At 54.8% G+C, this 17,236-nt stretch carries 13 protein-coding genes; 4 read left to right on the top strand and 9 right to left on the bottom strand.

Annotated elements, in window-relative coordinates; translation table 11 throughout:
* Window positions 1-441: 441 nt before the first annotated feature.
* Window positions 442-885, top strand: coding sequence for a potassium channel family protein (locus FYC48_RS08775; RefSeq protein ID WP_149496330.1), 444 nt, complete (start codon window positions 442-444; stop codon window positions 883-885).
* Between the two features lie 311 nt (window positions 886-1,196).
* On the opposite strand, the gene FYC48_RS08770 is transcribed toward FYC48_RS08775, so the two are convergent.
* The gene (locus FYC48_RS08770; protein ID WP_149496329.1) at window positions 1,197-3,926 is read right to left on the bottom strand and encodes a cation-transporting P-type ATPase; all 2,730 of its coding nucleotides are present in this window, start codon (window positions 3,924-3,926) and stop codon (window positions 1,197-1,199) included.
* A gap of 275 nt (window positions 3,927-4,201) precedes the next feature.
* On the opposite strand from FYC48_RS08770, the gene FYC48_RS08765 reads away from it, so the two are divergent.
* On the top strand, window positions 4,202-5,035 hold the full coding sequence (locus FYC48_RS08765; RefSeq protein ID WP_149496328.1) for a CBS domain-containing protein: 834 nt from the start codon (window positions 4,202-4,204) through the stop codon (window positions 5,033-5,035).
* Window positions 5,036-5,418: 383 nt separating this feature from the next.
* Entirely contained in the window at window positions 5,419-6,252 is an 834-nt protein-coding gene (locus FYC48_RS08760; protein ID WP_149496327.1) for an HPP family protein, read from the top strand.
* Here the strand turns inward: FYC48_RS08760 and FYC48_RS08755 are convergent.
* The 8 genes from FYC48_RS08755 to FYC48_RS08720 form a co-directional block, all read right to left on the bottom strand.
* Window positions 6,232-7,584 carry an MFS transporter gene (locus FYC48_RS08755; protein WP_149496326.1) on the bottom strand — a complete coding sequence of 451 codons (1,353 nt, stop codon included), beginning with the start codon at window positions 7,582-7,584 and terminating at the stop codon, window positions 6,232-6,234. The genes FYC48_RS08760 and FYC48_RS08755 overlap by 21 nt on opposite strands.
* On the bottom strand, window positions 7,584-9,833 hold the full coding sequence (locus tag FYC48_RS08750; RefSeq protein WP_149496325.1) for a PQQ-binding-like beta-propeller repeat protein: 2,250 nt from the start codon (window positions 9,831-9,833) through the stop codon (window positions 7,584-7,586). Before FYC48_RS08750 ends, FYC48_RS08755 begins: the two co-directional genes overlap by 1 nt.
* Window positions 9,834-10,382: 549 nt before the next feature.
* Complete coding sequence (locus tag FYC48_RS08745) at window positions 10,383-11,198, bottom strand: class I SAM-dependent methyltransferase (protein ID WP_230778444.1); 816 nt, start codon at window positions 11,196-11,198, stop codon at window positions 10,383-10,385.
* Window positions 11,199-11,638: 440 nt separating this feature from the next.
* The gene (locus FYC48_RS08740; RefSeq protein WP_149496324.1) at window positions 11,639-12,004 is read right to left on the bottom strand and encodes a Wss1p-related putative metallopeptidase; all 366 of its coding nucleotides are present in this window, start codon (window positions 12,002-12,004) and stop codon (window positions 11,639-11,641) included.
* A gap of 78 nt (window positions 12,005-12,082) precedes the next feature.
* Entirely contained in the window at window positions 12,083-12,334 is a 252-nt protein-coding gene (locus tag FYC48_RS08735) for a hypothetical protein (RefSeq protein WP_149496323.1), read from the bottom strand.
* A 16-nt stretch (window positions 12,335-12,350) separates the two neighbouring features.
* A complete protein-coding gene (locus FYC48_RS08730; protein WP_149496526.1) occupies window positions 12,351-14,096 on the bottom strand; it encodes an alpha-amylase family glycosyl hydrolase in 1,746 nt (581 codons plus the stop codon).
* A 217-nt stretch (window positions 14,097-14,313) separates the two neighbouring features.
* The gene (locus tag FYC48_RS08725) at window positions 14,314-14,571 is read right to left on the bottom strand and encodes a hypothetical protein (protein WP_149496322.1); all 258 of its coding nucleotides are present in this window, start codon (window positions 14,569-14,571) and stop codon (window positions 14,314-14,316) included.
* A gap of 323 nt (window positions 14,572-14,894) precedes the next feature.
* The gene (locus FYC48_RS08720) at window positions 14,895-16,088 is read right to left on the bottom strand and encodes a diadenylate cyclase (protein WP_160149406.1); all 1,194 of its coding nucleotides are present in this window, start codon (window positions 16,086-16,088) and stop codon (window positions 14,895-14,897) included.
* Window positions 16,089-16,672: 584 nt separating this feature from the next.
* On the opposite strand from FYC48_RS08720, the gene FYC48_RS08715 reads away from it, so the two are divergent.
* Window positions 16,673-17,218: a rhodanese-like domain-containing protein gene (locus FYC48_RS08715; RefSeq protein WP_149496320.1), complete on the top strand. Its 546-nt coding sequence runs from the start codon at window positions 16,673-16,675 to the stop codon at window positions 17,216-17,218.
* The last annotated feature ends 18 nt before the right edge of the window (window positions 17,219-17,236 follow it).

Raw genomic sequence — 17,236 nt, 5'->3', positions numbered from 1 at the left:
CCGCACCATCGGAATTCACTCGACGAAAAATGCGACTCGAACGCCAAGCACTTGAACACGGCAGAAGTCCCCAATAGTCTAGCGAGGTCGATCAATCGCTTCTAGTTGGCCAAAGCGAGTGCACAGACTTCATGAAGAACGACCCAAATGTGGTGCGGTAAGCAGTTGAACACGAATGATTCGGCTTTAAGTCATTTCACTCTCCCACCAGGAGAGTCGGGCCTTCGGGCCCGGAGAGGGCACCCTCCCCGGCCGTTTGCTCGTCCGCCGCTCCCGCAAGCGGGAGGGTGTTATCCAGATGTTTCGACCCAAAGACTCGTGTTTCACCGACTAGAGTGCCAACGGTTGCAGTGGGAGAAAAGCAATGATCTGTCATAAACCTGGCGAACGCAACGCCTCGCCAGTTCGAATGACTGAAACTCACCCAAACGTCGTCGTTTCATGGTCATTGCAATCCTTGCCGGTCTAATTCTTTCCACACTTACGGTGTGTATCCACGCGATAGGGACGACCTGGTGGGTCGGTCGGCTTCGTCAGTACGCGATCCGTACCAACGACCAGAGCCATTTCCGTGTTCGCCTGCGAGTACTCATCCATACGGTCTTACTTTTGTTAACGCTACATTTGACCGAAGTGGTCTCGTGGGCTGCCGCTTACTGGATGTTACCGGGAATTCCGCAATTGAACTCGGTCGAGGAAGCGATCTATTTTTCGACCGTCACATTCACAACACTCGGATACGGCGACATCGTCTTAAATTCCCCCTGGCGCATGTTAGGCGCGATCCAGGCTGCGTTGGGAATGCTGATCTTTGGATGGAGCACAGCGATGTTGTTTTCGGTGGTGCAGCGGACGATGCGAGATGAATCATCCCAAGGCAGCTGAACGGCGAACCATTCTTGCGTGTTGTTGCGTGTCGTCGGCGCTGACTGTTGGACGACGATCAAGTTTCTATTCGAACTCCGGTCGATTAAACGTCCGTATCATCTACGCAGTTCACAATCCCCGCTCGAGACTAGACCGTTTGATCGAGTGCTCCCTCTAGACCCTAGGTTCGGGTTCGACTCATCCGCCAACGAGCGTTAGCCCCGGTGATTACACCGAAACCGTGGCCAACGCGATACGGCTATCCGCATTCCAAAGTTTGACGAAGCACGAGGCTGTTCAATCAACCCGTTTAGGTCCATTCTTGTTGGCTAAGCAACGAAGGAACGTTGTCGCCATTTGTCGACTTCGGCCAATACGTAAAGAAGTAATCCGGCGGCGATCGCAAGAACCCATGGACGCCATGTCGTCGGTGCCGATCCAAAGAGCTGATTCATCACAGGAAGGTAGGTGAACATCAACTGTAGACCGATCATTGCCACGACGCCTCCCCACAACCAAAGGTTGCTCAATAGGCCGACATGAAACATCGAATGCCGAAGCGAGCGGCAATTGAGCAGGTAGAATGCTTGGCCAAGGACGATCACGTTCACTGCCGCCGTACGAGCCGAATCCATGTCGACTCCAAGTGATTTTTTGAACGCAAAAACAAAGTACGTCGCAATCACGAGCAGGCTGCCTACCCAGAGCGTTCTCCACATCAAAGGTTTCGTGAGGATCGCTTCATTTTTGTCACGAGGCGGTCGGTTCATAATGTCCGGCTCTTTGGGCTCAAACGCCAACGTGGCCCCCAACAGAACTGCCGTCGACATGTTGATCCATAGAATTTGCAGTGGCGTGATGGGCAATTGAAACCCGAGGAACGCGGCGACAAGAATGATGCCCGCTTCGCCAAGATTAGTGGGCAATGTCCAGGCGATGAATTTAATCAAGTTATCGTAGATGCCTCGACCTTCTTCGACCGCGGCTTCGATCGAAGCAAAGTTATCGTCGGTGAGAACCATATCAGCGGCATCCTTGGTGACCTCGGTTCCCGTAATTCCCATCGCGACACCGATATTGGCTTGACGAAGCGCCGGTGCGTCATTGACTCCGTCACCAGTCATCGCGGCGACATGCCCGCGGCTTTGCAGTGCTTCGACCAGTCGTAACTTTTGGGCCGGAGATACACGAGCAAAGACCGCCGTCGCTTCAGCCGATTCGATCAACTGCCGGTCCGTCATCACTTCAAGTTCAGCCCCGGTCAACCCGACGAGCGCCCCCGAAGCCTCATCCCGTACCCCGTCCAAACCCAATTGTGTAGCGATCGCCGTGGCTGTCACGACGTGATCACCGGTGATCATCTTGACCTTAATTCCGGCTTGGTGGCATGCCGCTACCGCAGTGATCGCTTCGGGACGTGGTGGATCGATCATCGCTTGCAGCCCTAAAAAACTCAACTCACCCTGCAAGTCGTGATGATCAAGTGTTTTTTGTTCTGCCGGCATCCTCTTGGTGGCGAGCGCGAGAACTCGCTGTCCCTTTTCGGCAAACGCTGCGACCTGCCGTTCGATCAATTGCGGATCAAGCGGTGAACCGTTCGCGTCACAGACACAACGCGGCAATAGGCGTTCCACAGAGCCTTTCATGTAAACACGGCTACCATCTGCCCCGCGATGCAAAGTTGCCATGTACTGATGCTGTGATTCAAACGGCACGGCATCGAGACGCGGAAAGCGGTGCTTTTCGTCTTTTCGAATAAACCCCGCCTTGGCCGATGATACGAGCAACGCCGCTTCGGTCGGATCGCCTTCGACCAGCCAGTTACCCTCATCATCTTTGACCAAGCGGGCGTCATTGCAGAGGAGACCGGCACGAAGGGTTTCCATCAGGGTATCGTCTGCGGAAGCTTCGACCGACTGATCGCCGGAATCAATCAGTGTGTCTGAATCATTGACGCGGTGGAAGCCACCCTCGGGAGCATAGCCACTCCCCGAAACCGAGTAGAGATTGCCACCGGCCAAGATCGAGCGCACCGTCATTTGATTTTGTGTTAGCGTGCCGGTCTTGTCGGAGCAAACGACGGTAGTACTACCGAGCGTTTCGACGGCCGGCAACTTGCGAACGATCGCACGGCGCTGCGCCAAACGAGAAACACCCAGGGCGAGCGTCGCGGTCACAACCGCCGGGAGCCCCTCAGGAATCGCTCCGACCGCCAGAGCGACGGCGGCCAGCAACACCTCGACCGGTGGCGCCCCACGCAACATGATCGCTATCGCGACAAGCGCCGCGAGTACCAGAATGACTTTCAGCAACAGATGGCTTAATTCGTTGATCCGCCGAACAAGTGGCGTTTCCAGCACTTCGGCCGATGCGATCAACTCGTTGATTTGGCCGATTTCGGTGCGATCCCCCGTTGCGACGACGATCCCTGCCCCCGTCCCATAGGTAACCAACGTTGTGGAGAAAGCCATGTTATTACGTTCGGCCAGGACGGTCCCCGCTGGCAGTGCCGCCGTTTCCTTTTCGACCGACACCGATTCGCCAGTCAGTGCCGATTCGTCAATTTGCAAATCTTTCTCGCGCACCAGACGCAAGTCCGCGGGGACCCGATCTCCGGATTGCAACAGTACCAAATCACCCGGCACCAATTCCGTTGCCGAAATCTGAGCCGTTTCACCGCCACGAATCACCGTCGCCTCGTTGTTCATGATCCGACTAAGCGCATCGATCGCTTGCAACGCTTTTGCTTCTTGCATGAATCCGATCCAGGCGTTGACGAGTACCACCGCCAGAATGACTGCCGCGTCGGCCCACTCGCGTAAGACCAGCGTCAAAACGACGGCAGCCAAAAGGATATAAACCAAAGGCTGTTGAAACTGCCGCAACAGAATCTGCATCCGTGTCTCACCGGCCCGCTGAGTCAACTGATTCGGACCATGCTTGTCGAGACGTCGCGGGACTTCGAGCAGCGATAGTCCACTCTGAGCGTTTGTTTCTAAACGCGTGGCAACGTCATCAGAACAGTGATCGTGCCAAATTTCAGTTTGAGGCTTGGGCATGGTGGTTCTTGTCACTTGCTGGTTACCTTCGTTGAAGTATCGATTTTACCAGCTCCGTAGCATCCCTGCGTTTGAGATTTCCTGTGACGACCGGCTCACCTTGGGAGGAACAAGGGAATCGCACGTAACGCCGGGCTAACGTAATTTTGCTTTCCCCTGGCCGCGGCGATCGGCCAATTGCGTTACCATTCACGCGTTCAAAATTGTGAAGCGAAAGAATGGGACGTGGCGTGAAACGTGTTGCGTCTGCGAGGTAGTGGAATCAAGAGACTGAGATGACCGATCCGATCCCTGCGAGTGCTCATGGTTTACGTCGTGTATTTCGTGAAAGCATCGTCGCACGTGACCTTGCCGAACCTTTGGCATCCTTCGACGCGACGAGCATCGTGGATGATGTCCGCGAGTTCTTAGTCAATCGCCCACTGACCGTTCTGGGAATTCGTGTTGATGGGATCCTCGCGGGTTTTCTGCATCAGGGGCGTCTCGATGACCGTCCCATTGCTCAGCAGATGCACCCGATCGCCGAAGCCGCCGTCGTTGCCACGACGACGCCGGTCCAAGAGGTCGTCACACTTTTAAACCAACATTCATTTGTGTTCGTCGCAACGTTAGGCCAGCCCGTCGGCATCATCGAAAGACATGATTTGGAAAAGCCGCCGATGCGCATGTGGCTCTTCGGAATGATCACGCTATTCGAGATGAGTTTGACGCGCGTGATCGATCAGACCTATCCGAATGATTCGTGGGTTTGCGAAATGTCCGAAGCTCGAGCGGATAAGGCAAAGCAACTTCAAGCAGAGCGAGCTCGGCGAAACGAAACAGTGCGGCTGATCGATTGCTTACAGTTGTCAGACAAAGGGCAAGTTTTTGCAAAGTCAGACGAACTGCGGAAACGTTTTTGGGACCGCTCCAAAAATCAAATCCGTGGCGTCATCAAAGACCTCGAAAGCCTACGAAACAATCTGGCACACGCTCAGCCCTACGCGGCGACCAATTGGGACGCCGTGCTGCGTCTTTCGGAAACGCTCGATCGCTTGCTTGAGATTTCTCCTGACTATGTTTTGATGAATTCACTGCAGCCATTTCCAGACGGTGCCCCAGAATGTTAAGGCGGCCACGGTCGCGCTTCGCCAAAATCCGAAATCAGAATTTACCGAATGACGTTAGCCACGGTTCTGGTGCAATCACCGGGACCAGTGCTCGTCGGCTGATGAGCCGGACTTGAAGAATTAAGTTGGTCGAAGCATTTGCCATCAATCGCCAGCCGACAATGGCAGTGGATTTGACGATGGCAGAATGCACAGCAGGTAAGCGTTTCAACAAGAATTATTTTCCGTCGTGCCCACGCAACCGGAACGCGTCGTCGATCGACAGGAAACAATGGCACCATTGACGCGATGATGTGATCCACTAAGGTGTCAATTCGATTGACGCGTGATGAGATCGTGAGCGGACACGTTCCTGCGTGATTACGATCGGAATGCGTTGACGGATGATTGGGACATTGAATCGATTCAAGAAATGGCTTGGGGTTGAACTGATCCAGGTAAGTTGGGCCGAACGCGTGGTTGCGGCCGTGGGATCCGCTGTGGCGATTGCCTCAGTTTTCCTTATCACTCAACAAAGTCTCCCGCAAGCCGCCGCCGCCGGCGTGATCGCTTCGATGGGAGCCTCCGCGGTGCTTCTGTACGCCGTTTCTCATGGGCCTCTGTCCCAACCGTGGCCACTGCTTGGCGGCCATACTTTGTCGGCTATCATCGGTGTGACCTGCGCAAAATACATTGCGGATCAAACACTCGCGACCGCGGTCGCCGTCGGCCTAGCCATTGGCGTGATGTATCAATTGAAGTGCATTCACCCTCCCGGCGGAGCGACAGCGTTCACGGCGGTGATGGGCGGGCCGGCGGTGCATGAACTGGGTTACGGTTTTGTCCTGTGTCCCGTGTTGTTTAATGCAATTGCGATGCTGGCCCTCGCCGTCGCGATCAATTACCCGTTTCGCTGGCGACGTTACCCTGCGTTTTTGCTGCGTCATAAGAAAGTCGATCGTTTAGCGAAATCAGGTGAATCCGAGGAATTGCATCAGACCATTTTAGAAGCCATGGGATCGCTTGATGCATTTGTCGATGTCAGTAAAGAAGACCTCGTTTACTTGAGCGAGGCGATTACGACGCATATGAATCAAGCCCCAGACCATTCGAGGATCGGGGGACTTCGTCGCAATTCGACCGCGCGTTGGAATCAACGGGACGAGGATCAACGATCGATTCCCAAACGGCGTCGCTCGCCAAAAAGGGGTCAGGACTCAATTACCGGCGACCTCTGACGGTTCCGGTGCGTCGTGAGTGGTGACGTCCGGTTCGGGGAGCCAAAACGAGAGCAAACTGCCGACTAAATAGGCGAATGCGGCAACAATGCCGGCGGCAAACGCGACGTTCCCCGAAGGCAACATCGTGACCAGCCACGCCGTCAAAGCGGCGAACGAAGTTCCGATCATTCTGCCTCCGATGTTCGCGGCAAAACTCTCTCCGGTTCCGCGCAAATGCAACGGAAAGGCTTGGGGTAGATAGTTGCCCCAGAAACTGAATTGGGCAACGGTGACAAGGCCGGCGAAGAAAATCCCCGCTTTCAACCACCCCACACTTTCGTCAGCGGCGAACCAATAAACACAGGGAACGAGTATCAGTCCCGGCCACTGAAACGATCGCAGCAACCATCGTCGACTGACTACAACCATCGCGAGCGTAGCGAACGCGAAGCGTCCGATGAGTCCACCGATTTCTTGATATCCGTTGACCGTTGCGGCAATCTTTTGTTCGGTCGCTTTGCGTACGGGAACCGTCATATCTTCGGTCAGTGATTGGACTTCCGTAATCCCCGGAACGATAGAGGGCGTTTGTTGAAGCGCACCAAATGCGGCTCCGTAGCTGCACGCAAACATCAGCGTCGTGATGACCGTTGTTCTCCGGTAGCTGGGTGAGAACAATTCCCTGATGCTGGGGCGTCCGAGTGTACCGGCGGCCTTTTTGGCTGCCCACTCCGGCGACTCAGGCAGAAATGGCCGCACAATGATCAACGGAATCGCGGGGATCACGCCAGAGATCACGGTGTATCGCCACGCTTCATGGCCGCCCGCGATTTCAGGAAACGACGTGGCGTAGCGAATTGCGACCAGGTTTGCCGCAGTGACCAGTAATCCACCGACACTGCTGAACGCTTGCGTGTACCCCAGTACGGCCTCCCGTTGCCGTGGATTCGCGAACAGCTCCGCCAGCCATGCCACGGCCGCGACGAATTCCACGCAAACACCAACAAAAACCAAGCACCGAAAGAACAACAACATCGGTAGCGATTGGACGAATCCGCACGCCATCGCTGAAAACGCGTAAAGCAAGATACTGAACGTCAACACACGGCGACGCCCCAACGTGTCAGTTAGGTAGCCGCCGGCTAAGCCAAACAACCCGCCGACCATGGCAGGAACAAAGAACATCAACGCACGCCACGTTTCGAATTCTCGCGTTCCGGGAACAATTCCGCCAAGCTCAGCGAGTGCCGGTCGCAGGATCAGCGGCAGCATCAGTAGTTCGTAAATATCAAACGCGAAGCCAAGCGCCGCGATGAAACAGACAATCCATTTCGTTCGTGTACTTAGCATCAGCGAGTTACCGTCACGTTGTCGATCAAGACTTCCGAATTGGTTGCGTTCCCAAATAGCCCCGGACTACCAGAGTGGTTCGGCGCCGCATCGTTCGCGACAACCGTCCAGTCGTCCGGCTCAGCCTCATGCCGCGGCCAAACCTTTCCTCGAATTTCGGCTACATCGTCGGTGAGCGTGGCTTGCAGTTTCAGCGTGTACCACACACCAGCCCTCCAAGACACCGGCTGGCTCTTGGCCATTCGCAGTTGAGCTGCCCAGGTGCGTACTTGCAGCTGCTGTGATTCGCCCATTAAATCCAGGACGTAGCGTTGTCCAATGAGACCGATGTCGGGCAATTTATCAGTGCCTTCGACTGCTTTCACATCGGCGGTGATGGTGTAATTTGATAGATCCGTGGGACCGAACCATGCTTGACTACGAGTTCCTTTGGGAATCGTCGATAGCTTTGCGATCACCGCCTCGCCGTCGACGCTGCGTGCTTCGTGGCGGTAGCGTGCTCCGACCCAAGTGACCGGAACTTCGTTGTCTGAAAAATTGAATGACCATGGCAACGGTGGGACAACACGAAATCGAGCGCTGCCTGTAACACCGCGTGCAGAATCGCCTGTGACCGCAAGAACCGTGATTGCTTCGTGCATCGCACCGGCGTTGACCGACAAAACACCTTCGGAGTCGATCGTCCCAGGACCATTGACCTGGAATTGAACGCCAACGGGAAGATCGACTTGATGACCGAGTTCATCGAATGCGCGAACTTCAATCGCGATCTGCTGTCCCGGTGAAACGATGGCTTCGGCGGGTACCAACTGCAGCATATCACACACCGCAGTGCGGTTATCGAGATCGAAAGCCGGAACGGACGCCACTCGCTCAGCGTCCCGCGAAGGAGGCGCTTTCGGTTGAAAACCTGAAGTGCCTAGACAGTAGATACCGGCGGTTGTCGGCAAGAACACGCAACCACCGGCAGCAATCATCGATCCGTTGACACCTTGGCCACCCGGCAGTCGTGTTTTGAAAACGACATCCAATCCGCCTTCGGTAGGCTGCAACACATGAACGATGCCAGCGAGCGACGCGGTGTAAAGTTTGTTGTCCGCATAAAGTGGAGTGCCGCGCATGGCGGTGCCAAGTTTTAGAGCGGGACAAATTTCCTCCCCAGTCAATGCATCCAGGACGCGCATTCGGCCAGAGTCTTCGACCGCATAAATTCGCGAGCCCAGGAGTTCGTCTTCGATCAACAATGGCGACGCCTTTCCGGCCATCACTTCCAAGGCACGCCAACGTTCGCGAGGAAGGGAGCCCGCCCCACTTGGTGCGGTGTCGATCGCGACCACGGCGCCCATGGCGGTACCTTGTGGATTTTCTTCGCTGTGTCCGACGAATACGATTCCCGAGCTAGAAACGGTGGGCGAAGTATTGATTCCACGCCGCGATATCGGGTGATGCCAAAGGACCCGTCCTGTGCGTGGCTGTATGGCGTACAGTTCGCCGTCGCCCGCTCCGGCAATCATCACCGTTTGGCCGGCGATGGTCGTGATGACCGGCGTACTGTAGGTCGTATCCTCTGGTAAAGGACGGGTATCTGTTTGCCAAACAAGTCGTCCATCGTGTTTGTCGAACGCAAAGAAACGGTGACAGGGTCGCGCGGTGGAATCCCAGCCCGTTGTTACTCCGGAAATGATGGCCAAGTCTTCGAATAGAACAGGCGTGTTCGTACGACCGCCATAGGTACTAAGCATGCCAAACTCTTCTGACAGCGATCGAGCCCAGAGCGATTTCCCGGACGCCGCGTCAAGACACTGCATCAAACTGCATGATCCAAGTACATACAGTTTGTTCGTCTCCGGATCACCGGTCACATTGGACCACCCAATCCGTTCGGCAGGAAAATCTGTCAAAAAGACGTTGTAAATGTTCTCCCAGACGACCTTTCCGGTGATGGCATCCAAGGCAACGACCTTTTCGGCCTCGGTCGCTTTTCCGGCATCATGCCGAACGATTGTGAACAGCATTCCGTTCATCACAATCGGCGTCGAGATACCGCCGACGTTCGGATTGAACCAGACGATGTGACTGTCGTTTCCACCCTTTGGGTTGAATGAATCGATCAGTCCATCGGCAACTGCATGGCTGTTCTGGGATGGGCCTCGCCAAAACGGCCAATCCTGTGAAGTCGCGGTCTCGATCTGCGTTAAGAACAGCCCCGACACCAGTGTTGTCAGGCAAACCAAGTCAATTGTTTTCATTCACGTATGTGCTTGAAGGCTGCGATACCGGCGAAATTGGTCCGGCAATTGCGGCATCAGCAGCGATCGTGCCAACGTGCTTCGATCAGAGAAAAAGTTTGCATATTCCATCAATCGTATGCAAACCGACCCGACCGCAGTTGGTGGTGAGCGGTCGGCGTGGAAAGAGTTTTTCCAGGTGGAAACGTTTTGCTCAGACCGTGAATACAAAGCGGTGCCAAGAGTCTCCGGCAACTGAGCTTCGCAATCATCGATCCAATGCGTTGCCAGAAGTGTCGAATCAGTTTGGCGTTTTGCGATTTCATCGGCGACGGCGTCGATTCCGATGACGGGATGCCAAACGCACCAGCACCGGGCCTCCGTCGTTTCTAACGGGCAAAATGTGCGAGCTATGGCTAGCGTCAGATGATCAGCCGACGAGAGTAAGGACCGGTACTTGCGCCGTAACCGTGGCTAACGCCAATCGGCTAATCCAAAGTTCAAATGTTCTCGAAGCACCAGGAGTTTATGACTGGCGGGTGTTTCGCCAAAGGTGGCACGTTGTCTCTCCTAAGCCTTCCAAGCTCCGAAGGCTGCGAAGCAACTGTTTTTATGCAGCAGTTCGACGTGGGTGAAGCCAACTTCTCGAAGCAGATCAAGCTGATACGTCACCGATCGTGGTGAGTCTTCTTGCTCGATGTATTGGAATACTTGATCGCGATAGCCTGGACCACCGATCCCTTCCAGATAATCTCCGTAACGCGTCCACATCAGCTCGTGAACCGGTACGGTTTCTTGAACGACCAAGTCGGTGATCCAAAATGAACCACCGGGTCGCACACAAGCGAAAATCTTTCGAAAAGCAGACTCCCAGTCCGAGTCGTCTCGAAGGTGATGCAGAACGGCTGCCGCCAGAACGACATCATAACTTGCATGCGGAAGCTTGGCGTCGCGAAGATCACCGTGCCAAGTTGTGACCGAATCGATCCCGGTCTCACGCACTCGCTGCTCTGCCCGGTCAAGCATCGGCTTGCTGAGATCTAGCAAATCAGAGGCAAACGGACGCCCATAAATTTGTCGCAGTTTCAGCGTGTTGTTGCCGGCGCCGCAGCCGACGTCCAGCACTCGGTTGATCGTCGGAGTCAGTTTTACCGCCGCTTGGGTGATCAACTGCATCGCGAGTGGGGCATCGACGGTCGCTGATTGGCCCGATTCCAGATTGCTAAAACGTTCCACGTCACGATCAAACCGTTCAGTGATGTCGCTAGTGGTCGACTTGGAAGATAATTCTGAAGCCTGATAGGAAAATGCGTCTCGTGGTAATCGTGCGCTGTCTCGACGGTCGGGGTTGGAAACCATCTCAGCTTGATCGCGTTGTTCGTCCATATCGGTGGCTCTGTCCAAAGGGGGCAGTAATCGTAGCGAAACTGATTGACCGACAATGTCGTTGTCGGGTCAGATCTTAGTTGATACTGCGATTCGGTACGAGTTTAGGTTGCGTCTTGGACCAGTTTCTGATGCCGAGTCGGCATCACTGCGGTCAACGCCCACTGACTGATCGACCGCGTCCGAACTCTCAATCGCTGGACGATTCGCATAGCGTCAGCCACGGTGACTGCACCGAAACCGTGGCTAACAACACGCGGTTAATCCTAATTTCAAGAGTTAACGAAGCACGAGTGGCTGCCAGCGTATGACGCAGGCGGATAGGGACAACACAAAGGCACCAGAATCGCAAAGAAGACATCAGCAATTCCTAACCACTAATCTTCACTAATCGAACACGAATGAAGATCAGAAGCACGAGGGTTTGGATTGGTGTTCGATTAGTGCAAATTTGTTTTCCCAAAGAACACCATGTGGGCCAGTTCGTGCAGGACGGTGCCTAGCATTTTGTTGGTTGTTCGCTCGAGGAAGTCGCGTTCGATGTTCCGATTGCGAAGCACGATCATTCGGGCCGCGCCCTTCCCAGTCCCGCAGGCAATGGTGCAGATGCATACCGAGGCTCGGCGACGTGTAGCCGTAGCAATCCGTGGCCCGCGATTGCCCGCCTTCAATTGCGAAACCGCTTCTTCGCCAAGCATGCGTTTGTGAGATTGCCAGAGATCGATTTCGTCGTCCGTGGCTAGACGAACGGTTTGGATTTCGATGGGAATGTCCCGGCCGTGTGGGGCCCGCAAGTCGGCGTACAACGCGTGCAGTGCATCTTGGCAAACGATACAGCTTCGGTTTCGTCGGCCGCGTCAACTAGAACGTAGCGGGCGAGGGTATCAGCGAACCCAGGCCTGCGTTCGCGAGGCTAGCCAGCCTTTGCGTGGTACGCATTCGAGCAGCCCCATTCGGCCCGCCCGATGCAAATGGGTTTTCACGGTGCCGTAGTTGCGTTCTGGTTTCGCGGCGACATCCATCGTCCGAACGGGTGTTTCGCCGTCAAACATCTCCCGCACCGTTGCCGCGACGTTCTCCGGTTCGGAAAGCGGCCGATCTAAATCCGCTTCGGTGAACTCAAGCACCCACGGCATAGTTTTGCTCGCAGTACTACTTTCGCTGCACGTAGACCAACACGGCGTATGGACCAATGGACACAGTTGCCTTAGCAGAGAAGCCGTCGCGGTCTTCGCTAATTGCGGTGATATTTTCCGCGGGATGGTCATCGAAGCTACGGTCATAGCCGTCCCAATCGGTGTTCAGCCGGAGAATCCAGTCGCCGGGGGATGGCATGCCGATCTCGTAACTCTCCCACGTCCGGTTTGCAAAATTGACCACCACCACGACTTCGTTTCCATCGCGGTCTCCGCGGACAAACGCGATCACTTTGTCCGATTCGTTGACGTGCCGGACTTCGATGCTTTGGCCGCGTAGTCCGGGAAGTTCGCGTCGCAAATGAATGAGGTCGACGAACAAGCGTTTGATGCCGGAGAGTTTTTTCGCGCGGGTCCAGTCGAGTGGATCGGTGTCGCGAAACCATTCGTCTTCGAGCAGTTCTTGACCTTGGAATAGCATCGGAACTCCCGGGGCCAACAGAGTTAATGCTGCACCCAGGATGGCCCGCTTTTTGGCATGAACGCTCTCTGGATGATCAGCATCAATTTCGGTCGGAACCCGAGCCTTTCCGTTGGCAACCTCGTCGTGAGATTCGCTATAGATCACCCGTTGGAACGCGTCGTCGTTATAACGATGACAGAGCGCGTCTCGCACCGCCCACATATCGCGGTGGGCATCGTCGACCGCCGTGATGGCTTCTCGGATCGGATGCACGAACCCGGCATCCCATTGAGTCGTAAATCCGGCCCCTCCTTGATCGTCCGGTTTCGTCAGCCAGTTGTTTGTCTGCAAATCTTCGGCGACCAAATAGCAACCGGGGAAATCGCGTTTCAAGTCGCGATTGATCCAGTTCATCAATCCCCAACCTTCGGCGATATCATCATTCCCAATACCCGAAATCGTTCGGATATAAGCGGTCATGTCGTAACGCAGTCCATCGGCATGATAGTCTTTCATCCACATCTGAGCGTTATCGTAGATAAACTGACGGACTTCGCCGCGGCCGTAGTCCGGTCTTGTATCGCCCCATGGCGTGCTGCTTCGATGGTCATTGTAGAAATAGATACCACCCTTACCGTTCTCGCTCCATCCGTCGAACTGCCATAGGTCCAAATCGCTGGGACCGAAGTGGTTGTAAACGACATCGATGATCACTGCGAAACCAGTTCGGTGTGCCTCGCGGATGAAGTGTTTCAGTGCATCCGGTCCGCCATACGCCTGCTCGACCGCAAAAATATGAGCCGGGTTGTAGCCCCAGGATAGGTCACCGGCAAATTCCGCGATTGGCATGATCTGAATCGCATTGATTCCTAGGCCTTTCAAATGATTGAACTTCGCGATCGCGTCTGCGAACGTCCCAACCGTGTCTTCGTCGGTCCGATTAAAGGTACCGATATGCATTTCATAGATCACTAGTTCGTTCTGCGATGGACGCGTGAAGCTGTCTCCCTCCCAATCGAACTGATCGTGATACACGACAGCATTGCCAACACTGTTGGTGACCTCGCGGGCGTAAGGGTCTATTCGGTCAAATGTTTGATCACCGTTGGTAATCTGAAATTTGTACTGATCACCCGTTGCAGCAGTTTCGATGTCGGTGTACCAGAAACCATTTTCTTCACTCTGCATTGGGTGCGCCGATCCATCAAAGTCGTTGAAGTCGCCGATGACGCTGACCCGATTGGCATGTGGAGCCCATACTCGGAAGGCAACGCCGCCGTCGTGGACGATAGCCCCCATGCCCGAATGTTTGGCCTGTGGATTGGAGAGAGCGATCGTTTGTGTCACGGTTTATTCCGTTGGGCAAGAATTCAAATGAAGTAACAAAGGTTCTGTAGTCGTGAAGTAAACGCACTACATCGACTAAGCGGACATGATTACCGATGAAATACCATCACGGCGTCTATTGATTCGGCATGAAGACGTCACGAAGACACTTGCTTGTTGCGAAGAACGTTCAATCGACGTCGACATCGACACCCGATTCGTCAACGTTGACATCGACGTTGTCGATCGCCTCGCGGAGACTTTCACGGCGTTCATTTCGGCCGCCGGAGCGCGTGTTGACAGCAGGGGAATGACGGTCGACGCGAACTTCGATATCCGACTCATTGGGCTGCGTGATATCAGAAGCTGGCGCGGGCGGGTCAATCGATTCGTCGTGGTCGCAACCACAAACGCCTAGAACGATCGACATCGCGAATGCATACTTCATCCGGCTCATCGGCAAACCCAAAATTCATGCTGGTGAAGAGGCGAATTGATAAAATCCTTCACCTCGCTGCGGCCAAAGTGGCGATCGCTGCAAAGCATTTCTCGTACCAAATCAGATTTGGCCTGACTCAAATCTCGCAGAACTCCGTTGCTGAGCTGTCGCTTCTCTTCAGGCATCGCTTTCGATCGAAAATCATCCACTCCGGTCGGAACGACGCCCACAAAGCCATTCGATTAGCAGATTATGAGCCAACGACAGAAGCGACAAACCACTGTCCGCCGTACACCACTTTCACCGGTCTTCCGGTAAGCACCGCTTGATCACTACGGCGTGTTTCCTTTGGCTTTCAGTTCGATAAACAGCGTCGCCGGATTCACCGATTCGATTGCTAAATCGCTGGGAATGCCTGTGACCTGATGCGTGGTCGCGATGCTCGCGGGCGTGTCTCTGGGATGTTGCGATAGATCGATGGAAATCGATACGCTGCTCGGCTCAAGCAGATCGAACGCCGGGCGAGGTCCTGCAAGCGTGATCTCAGCAAATGAGGTGCGTGGCTCTAACAATTCCGATTGTTCAGGAAGGTTGCTATATTCGATCGGAACGATCAGAGTTCGTTGCAAAGTATCACTGCGATCGACCAAGATCAAAAACGAAAGTAGTGTGATTGCAATCGCAATGGCCAGCCGAGGCAAATGTAGAAATCGCCGATGGCGATGTGACGAAGTTTCGATGGCCAAGCCATTGATGCGACCGATCACATCAGCGGACGCGATCGTCTCAATCCGCCGGTCATGACAAACGCTGATGGTGCCGCGTTCTTCAGACACAACAAGAATCGTCGCGTCACTGACCTCCGCCAGCCCCAGCCCGGCAGCGTGGCGCGTGCCACCGTCGTGAAGCGACTCGACATGCTTGGTCAATGGTAGATGGAGTCCGAGCATCGTCACTCGCCCGGAGTCGATAACGATGGCACCGTCGTGCCCCGGCGACTTGGGATGAAAGATGCTGAGAAGTAACGGCAAGCTAACAATCGCGTCCACTTCAACGCCTCCGCGCAGATGGCGATCCAGAGATTCTTCGCCTGGAAAGACAATGAGCGCACCGGTTCGATCATCCGCCATTGTCGCGACCGCTTCGGCAACAACATCGATCCAACCTTCGCCCGCTGTGGATGATCTGTTCCGCAATCGACTCGAAAAGGTAGACAGTTTTTCAAAACCATGCCGAATATCTTGCTGAAACACGACCACGAGGGACAGTAGCAGAAAGATCGCGCCGTATTCGAACGCACGGAACGTCAGATATAGATCGAACGCTCGAGCGAGCAAGAAGACAGACGAGAGGATAGCCGATACGATCAGCACGGCGCGCGACGCCCGGTCCTGTAGCCACGTCAAAACACCATAAATCAAGACGGTGAAGATGACTAAATCTAGCAGGTCCTCCCAACGTAGATGTTCGATTTGATCAATGATGCCCTCAAGCATGGTAACTGTCGCGCCGTGATTTTTTTTCAAAAGGGACCATCGACTGCCGCCCATTTACGACAGGCGACCTGAACCATACCTACACAGACACTTATTCCTGCGAAGGATTGCCGATCCCACCGGAATCCGGGTTGAGTGCATTTTCCGGACCGGTTGCGCGCGATGCTAACTTTGAAGGTTGCGTGCGAACCTTAACCTGGGGACAGCTAGCCTTCGCCGATGCGTCATCGAATCGGTCGGTCGCTCTTCGGTTCGTCAACTCACCGGACTTTGGTACCGAAGCCAGCCTAAATTGAAACTGCGTCATTCACCGAACAATTTTTCATTGACACCTCGCGAGGTTCCGATATGTTGAGGTAGTTGAGTGTTGCGAAGCCTCGCGCGATCCAAAGCTTTATCTCTCGGAATGAATCGAAATTCGAGCCGGACCTGCGACGCGTGCCCCCCTCGGACGACTGGTGAGCCGCGTCATGGACCGGTGATTCACCGATTGCACCGGTCCAGTGCGACGCGCCACGACCGCAACCTCAATCAGCAGCGCACTTACACTGATACCACGTGACCTCTTGAGGTCGCGGTACTTTCCCCATCAAGGCAAACCAGGGAGAAACAAGATGCAAACGATCGACGTAAAAACGCTGGCGGAGCGTCAAGCCGGCGGCGAACTCGACCTAATCGACGTCAGGACGCCCGTGGAGTATCGCGAGATCCATGCGGAAGGTGCCGTCAATGTGCCGCTCGATTCGATAGACCCGGACGCAGTAGCGGCGAGTCGAAACGGACACGGCAGCCATCCGCTCTACCTTATTTGCAAGAGCGGTAACCGGTCGTCCAAAGCAGCTCAGAAGTTTATTGATGCTGGGATTGAGAACGTGGTCAGTGTCGATGGCGGAACGACCGCGTGGGCGAACGCAGGTCTGCCCGTGGTGCGTGGTAAGAAATCGATCTCGCTGGAGCGTCAAGTCCGCATCGCTGCCGGATTTCTCACGCTACTCGGCGCGACACTCGGTTTCTTCGTTCACCCCTACTTCGTTGGACTGTCCGCCTTTATTGGTGCGGGGCTGATGTTTGCCGGGATCACCGACACCTGTGGGATGGGAATGATGCTTGCCAGGATGCCTTGGAATCAATGCCGCGAAGGCGACTCATGTTCGATCTAGTGCTTCGTCAACCTTTTG

The sequence above is a fragment of the Roseiconus lacunae genome, from assembly GCF_008312935.1.
Lineage (GTDB): Bacteria > Planctomycetota > Planctomycetia > Pirellulales > Pirellulaceae > Stieleria > Stieleria lacunae.
The sequence above is the reverse complement of the archived record's forward strand: the minus strand, read 5'-3'. Positions and strand labels throughout refer to the sequence as shown.

Coding starts and splice junctions, on each gene's coding strand:
- FYC48_RS08775 (WP_149496330.1), top strand. CDS start 442: ATGGTCATTGCAATCCTTGCCGGTCTAATTCTTTCCACACTTACGGTG.
- FYC48_RS08770 (WP_149496329.1), bottom strand. CDS start 3,926: ATGCCCAAGCCTCAAACTGAAATTTGGCACGATCACTGTTCTGATGAC.
- FYC48_RS08765 (WP_149496328.1), top strand. CDS start 4,202: ATGACCGATCCGATCCCTGCGAGTGCTCATGGTTTACGTCGTGTATTT.
- FYC48_RS08760 (WP_149496327.1), top strand. CDS start 5,419: ATGATTGGGACATTGAATCGATTCAAGAAATGGCTTGGGGTTGAACTG.
- FYC48_RS08755 (WP_149496326.1), bottom strand. CDS start 7,584: ATGCTAAGTACACGAACGAAATGGATTGTCTGTTTCATCGCGGCGCTT.
- FYC48_RS08750 (WP_149496325.1), bottom strand. CDS start 9,833: ATGAAAACAATTGACTTGGTTTGCCTGACAACACTGGTGTCGGGGCTG.
- FYC48_RS08745 (WP_230778444.1), bottom strand. CDS start 11,198: ATGGACGAACAACGCGATCAAGCTGAGATGGTTTCCAACCCCGACCGT.
- FYC48_RS08735 (WP_149496323.1), bottom strand. CDS start 12,334: ATGCCGTGGGTGCTTGAGTTCACCGAAGCGGATTTAGATCGGCCGCTT.
- FYC48_RS08730 (WP_149496526.1), bottom strand. CDS start 14,096: ATGGGGGCTATCGTCCACGACGGCGGCGTTGCCTTCCGAGTATGGGCT.
- FYC48_RS08725 (WP_149496322.1), bottom strand. CDS start 14,571: ATGAAGTATGCATTCGCGATGTCGATCGTTCTAGGCGTTTGTGGTTGC.
- FYC48_RS08715 (WP_149496320.1), top strand. CDS start 16,673: ATGCAAACGATCGACGTAAAAACGCTGGCGGAGCGTCAAGCCGGCGGC.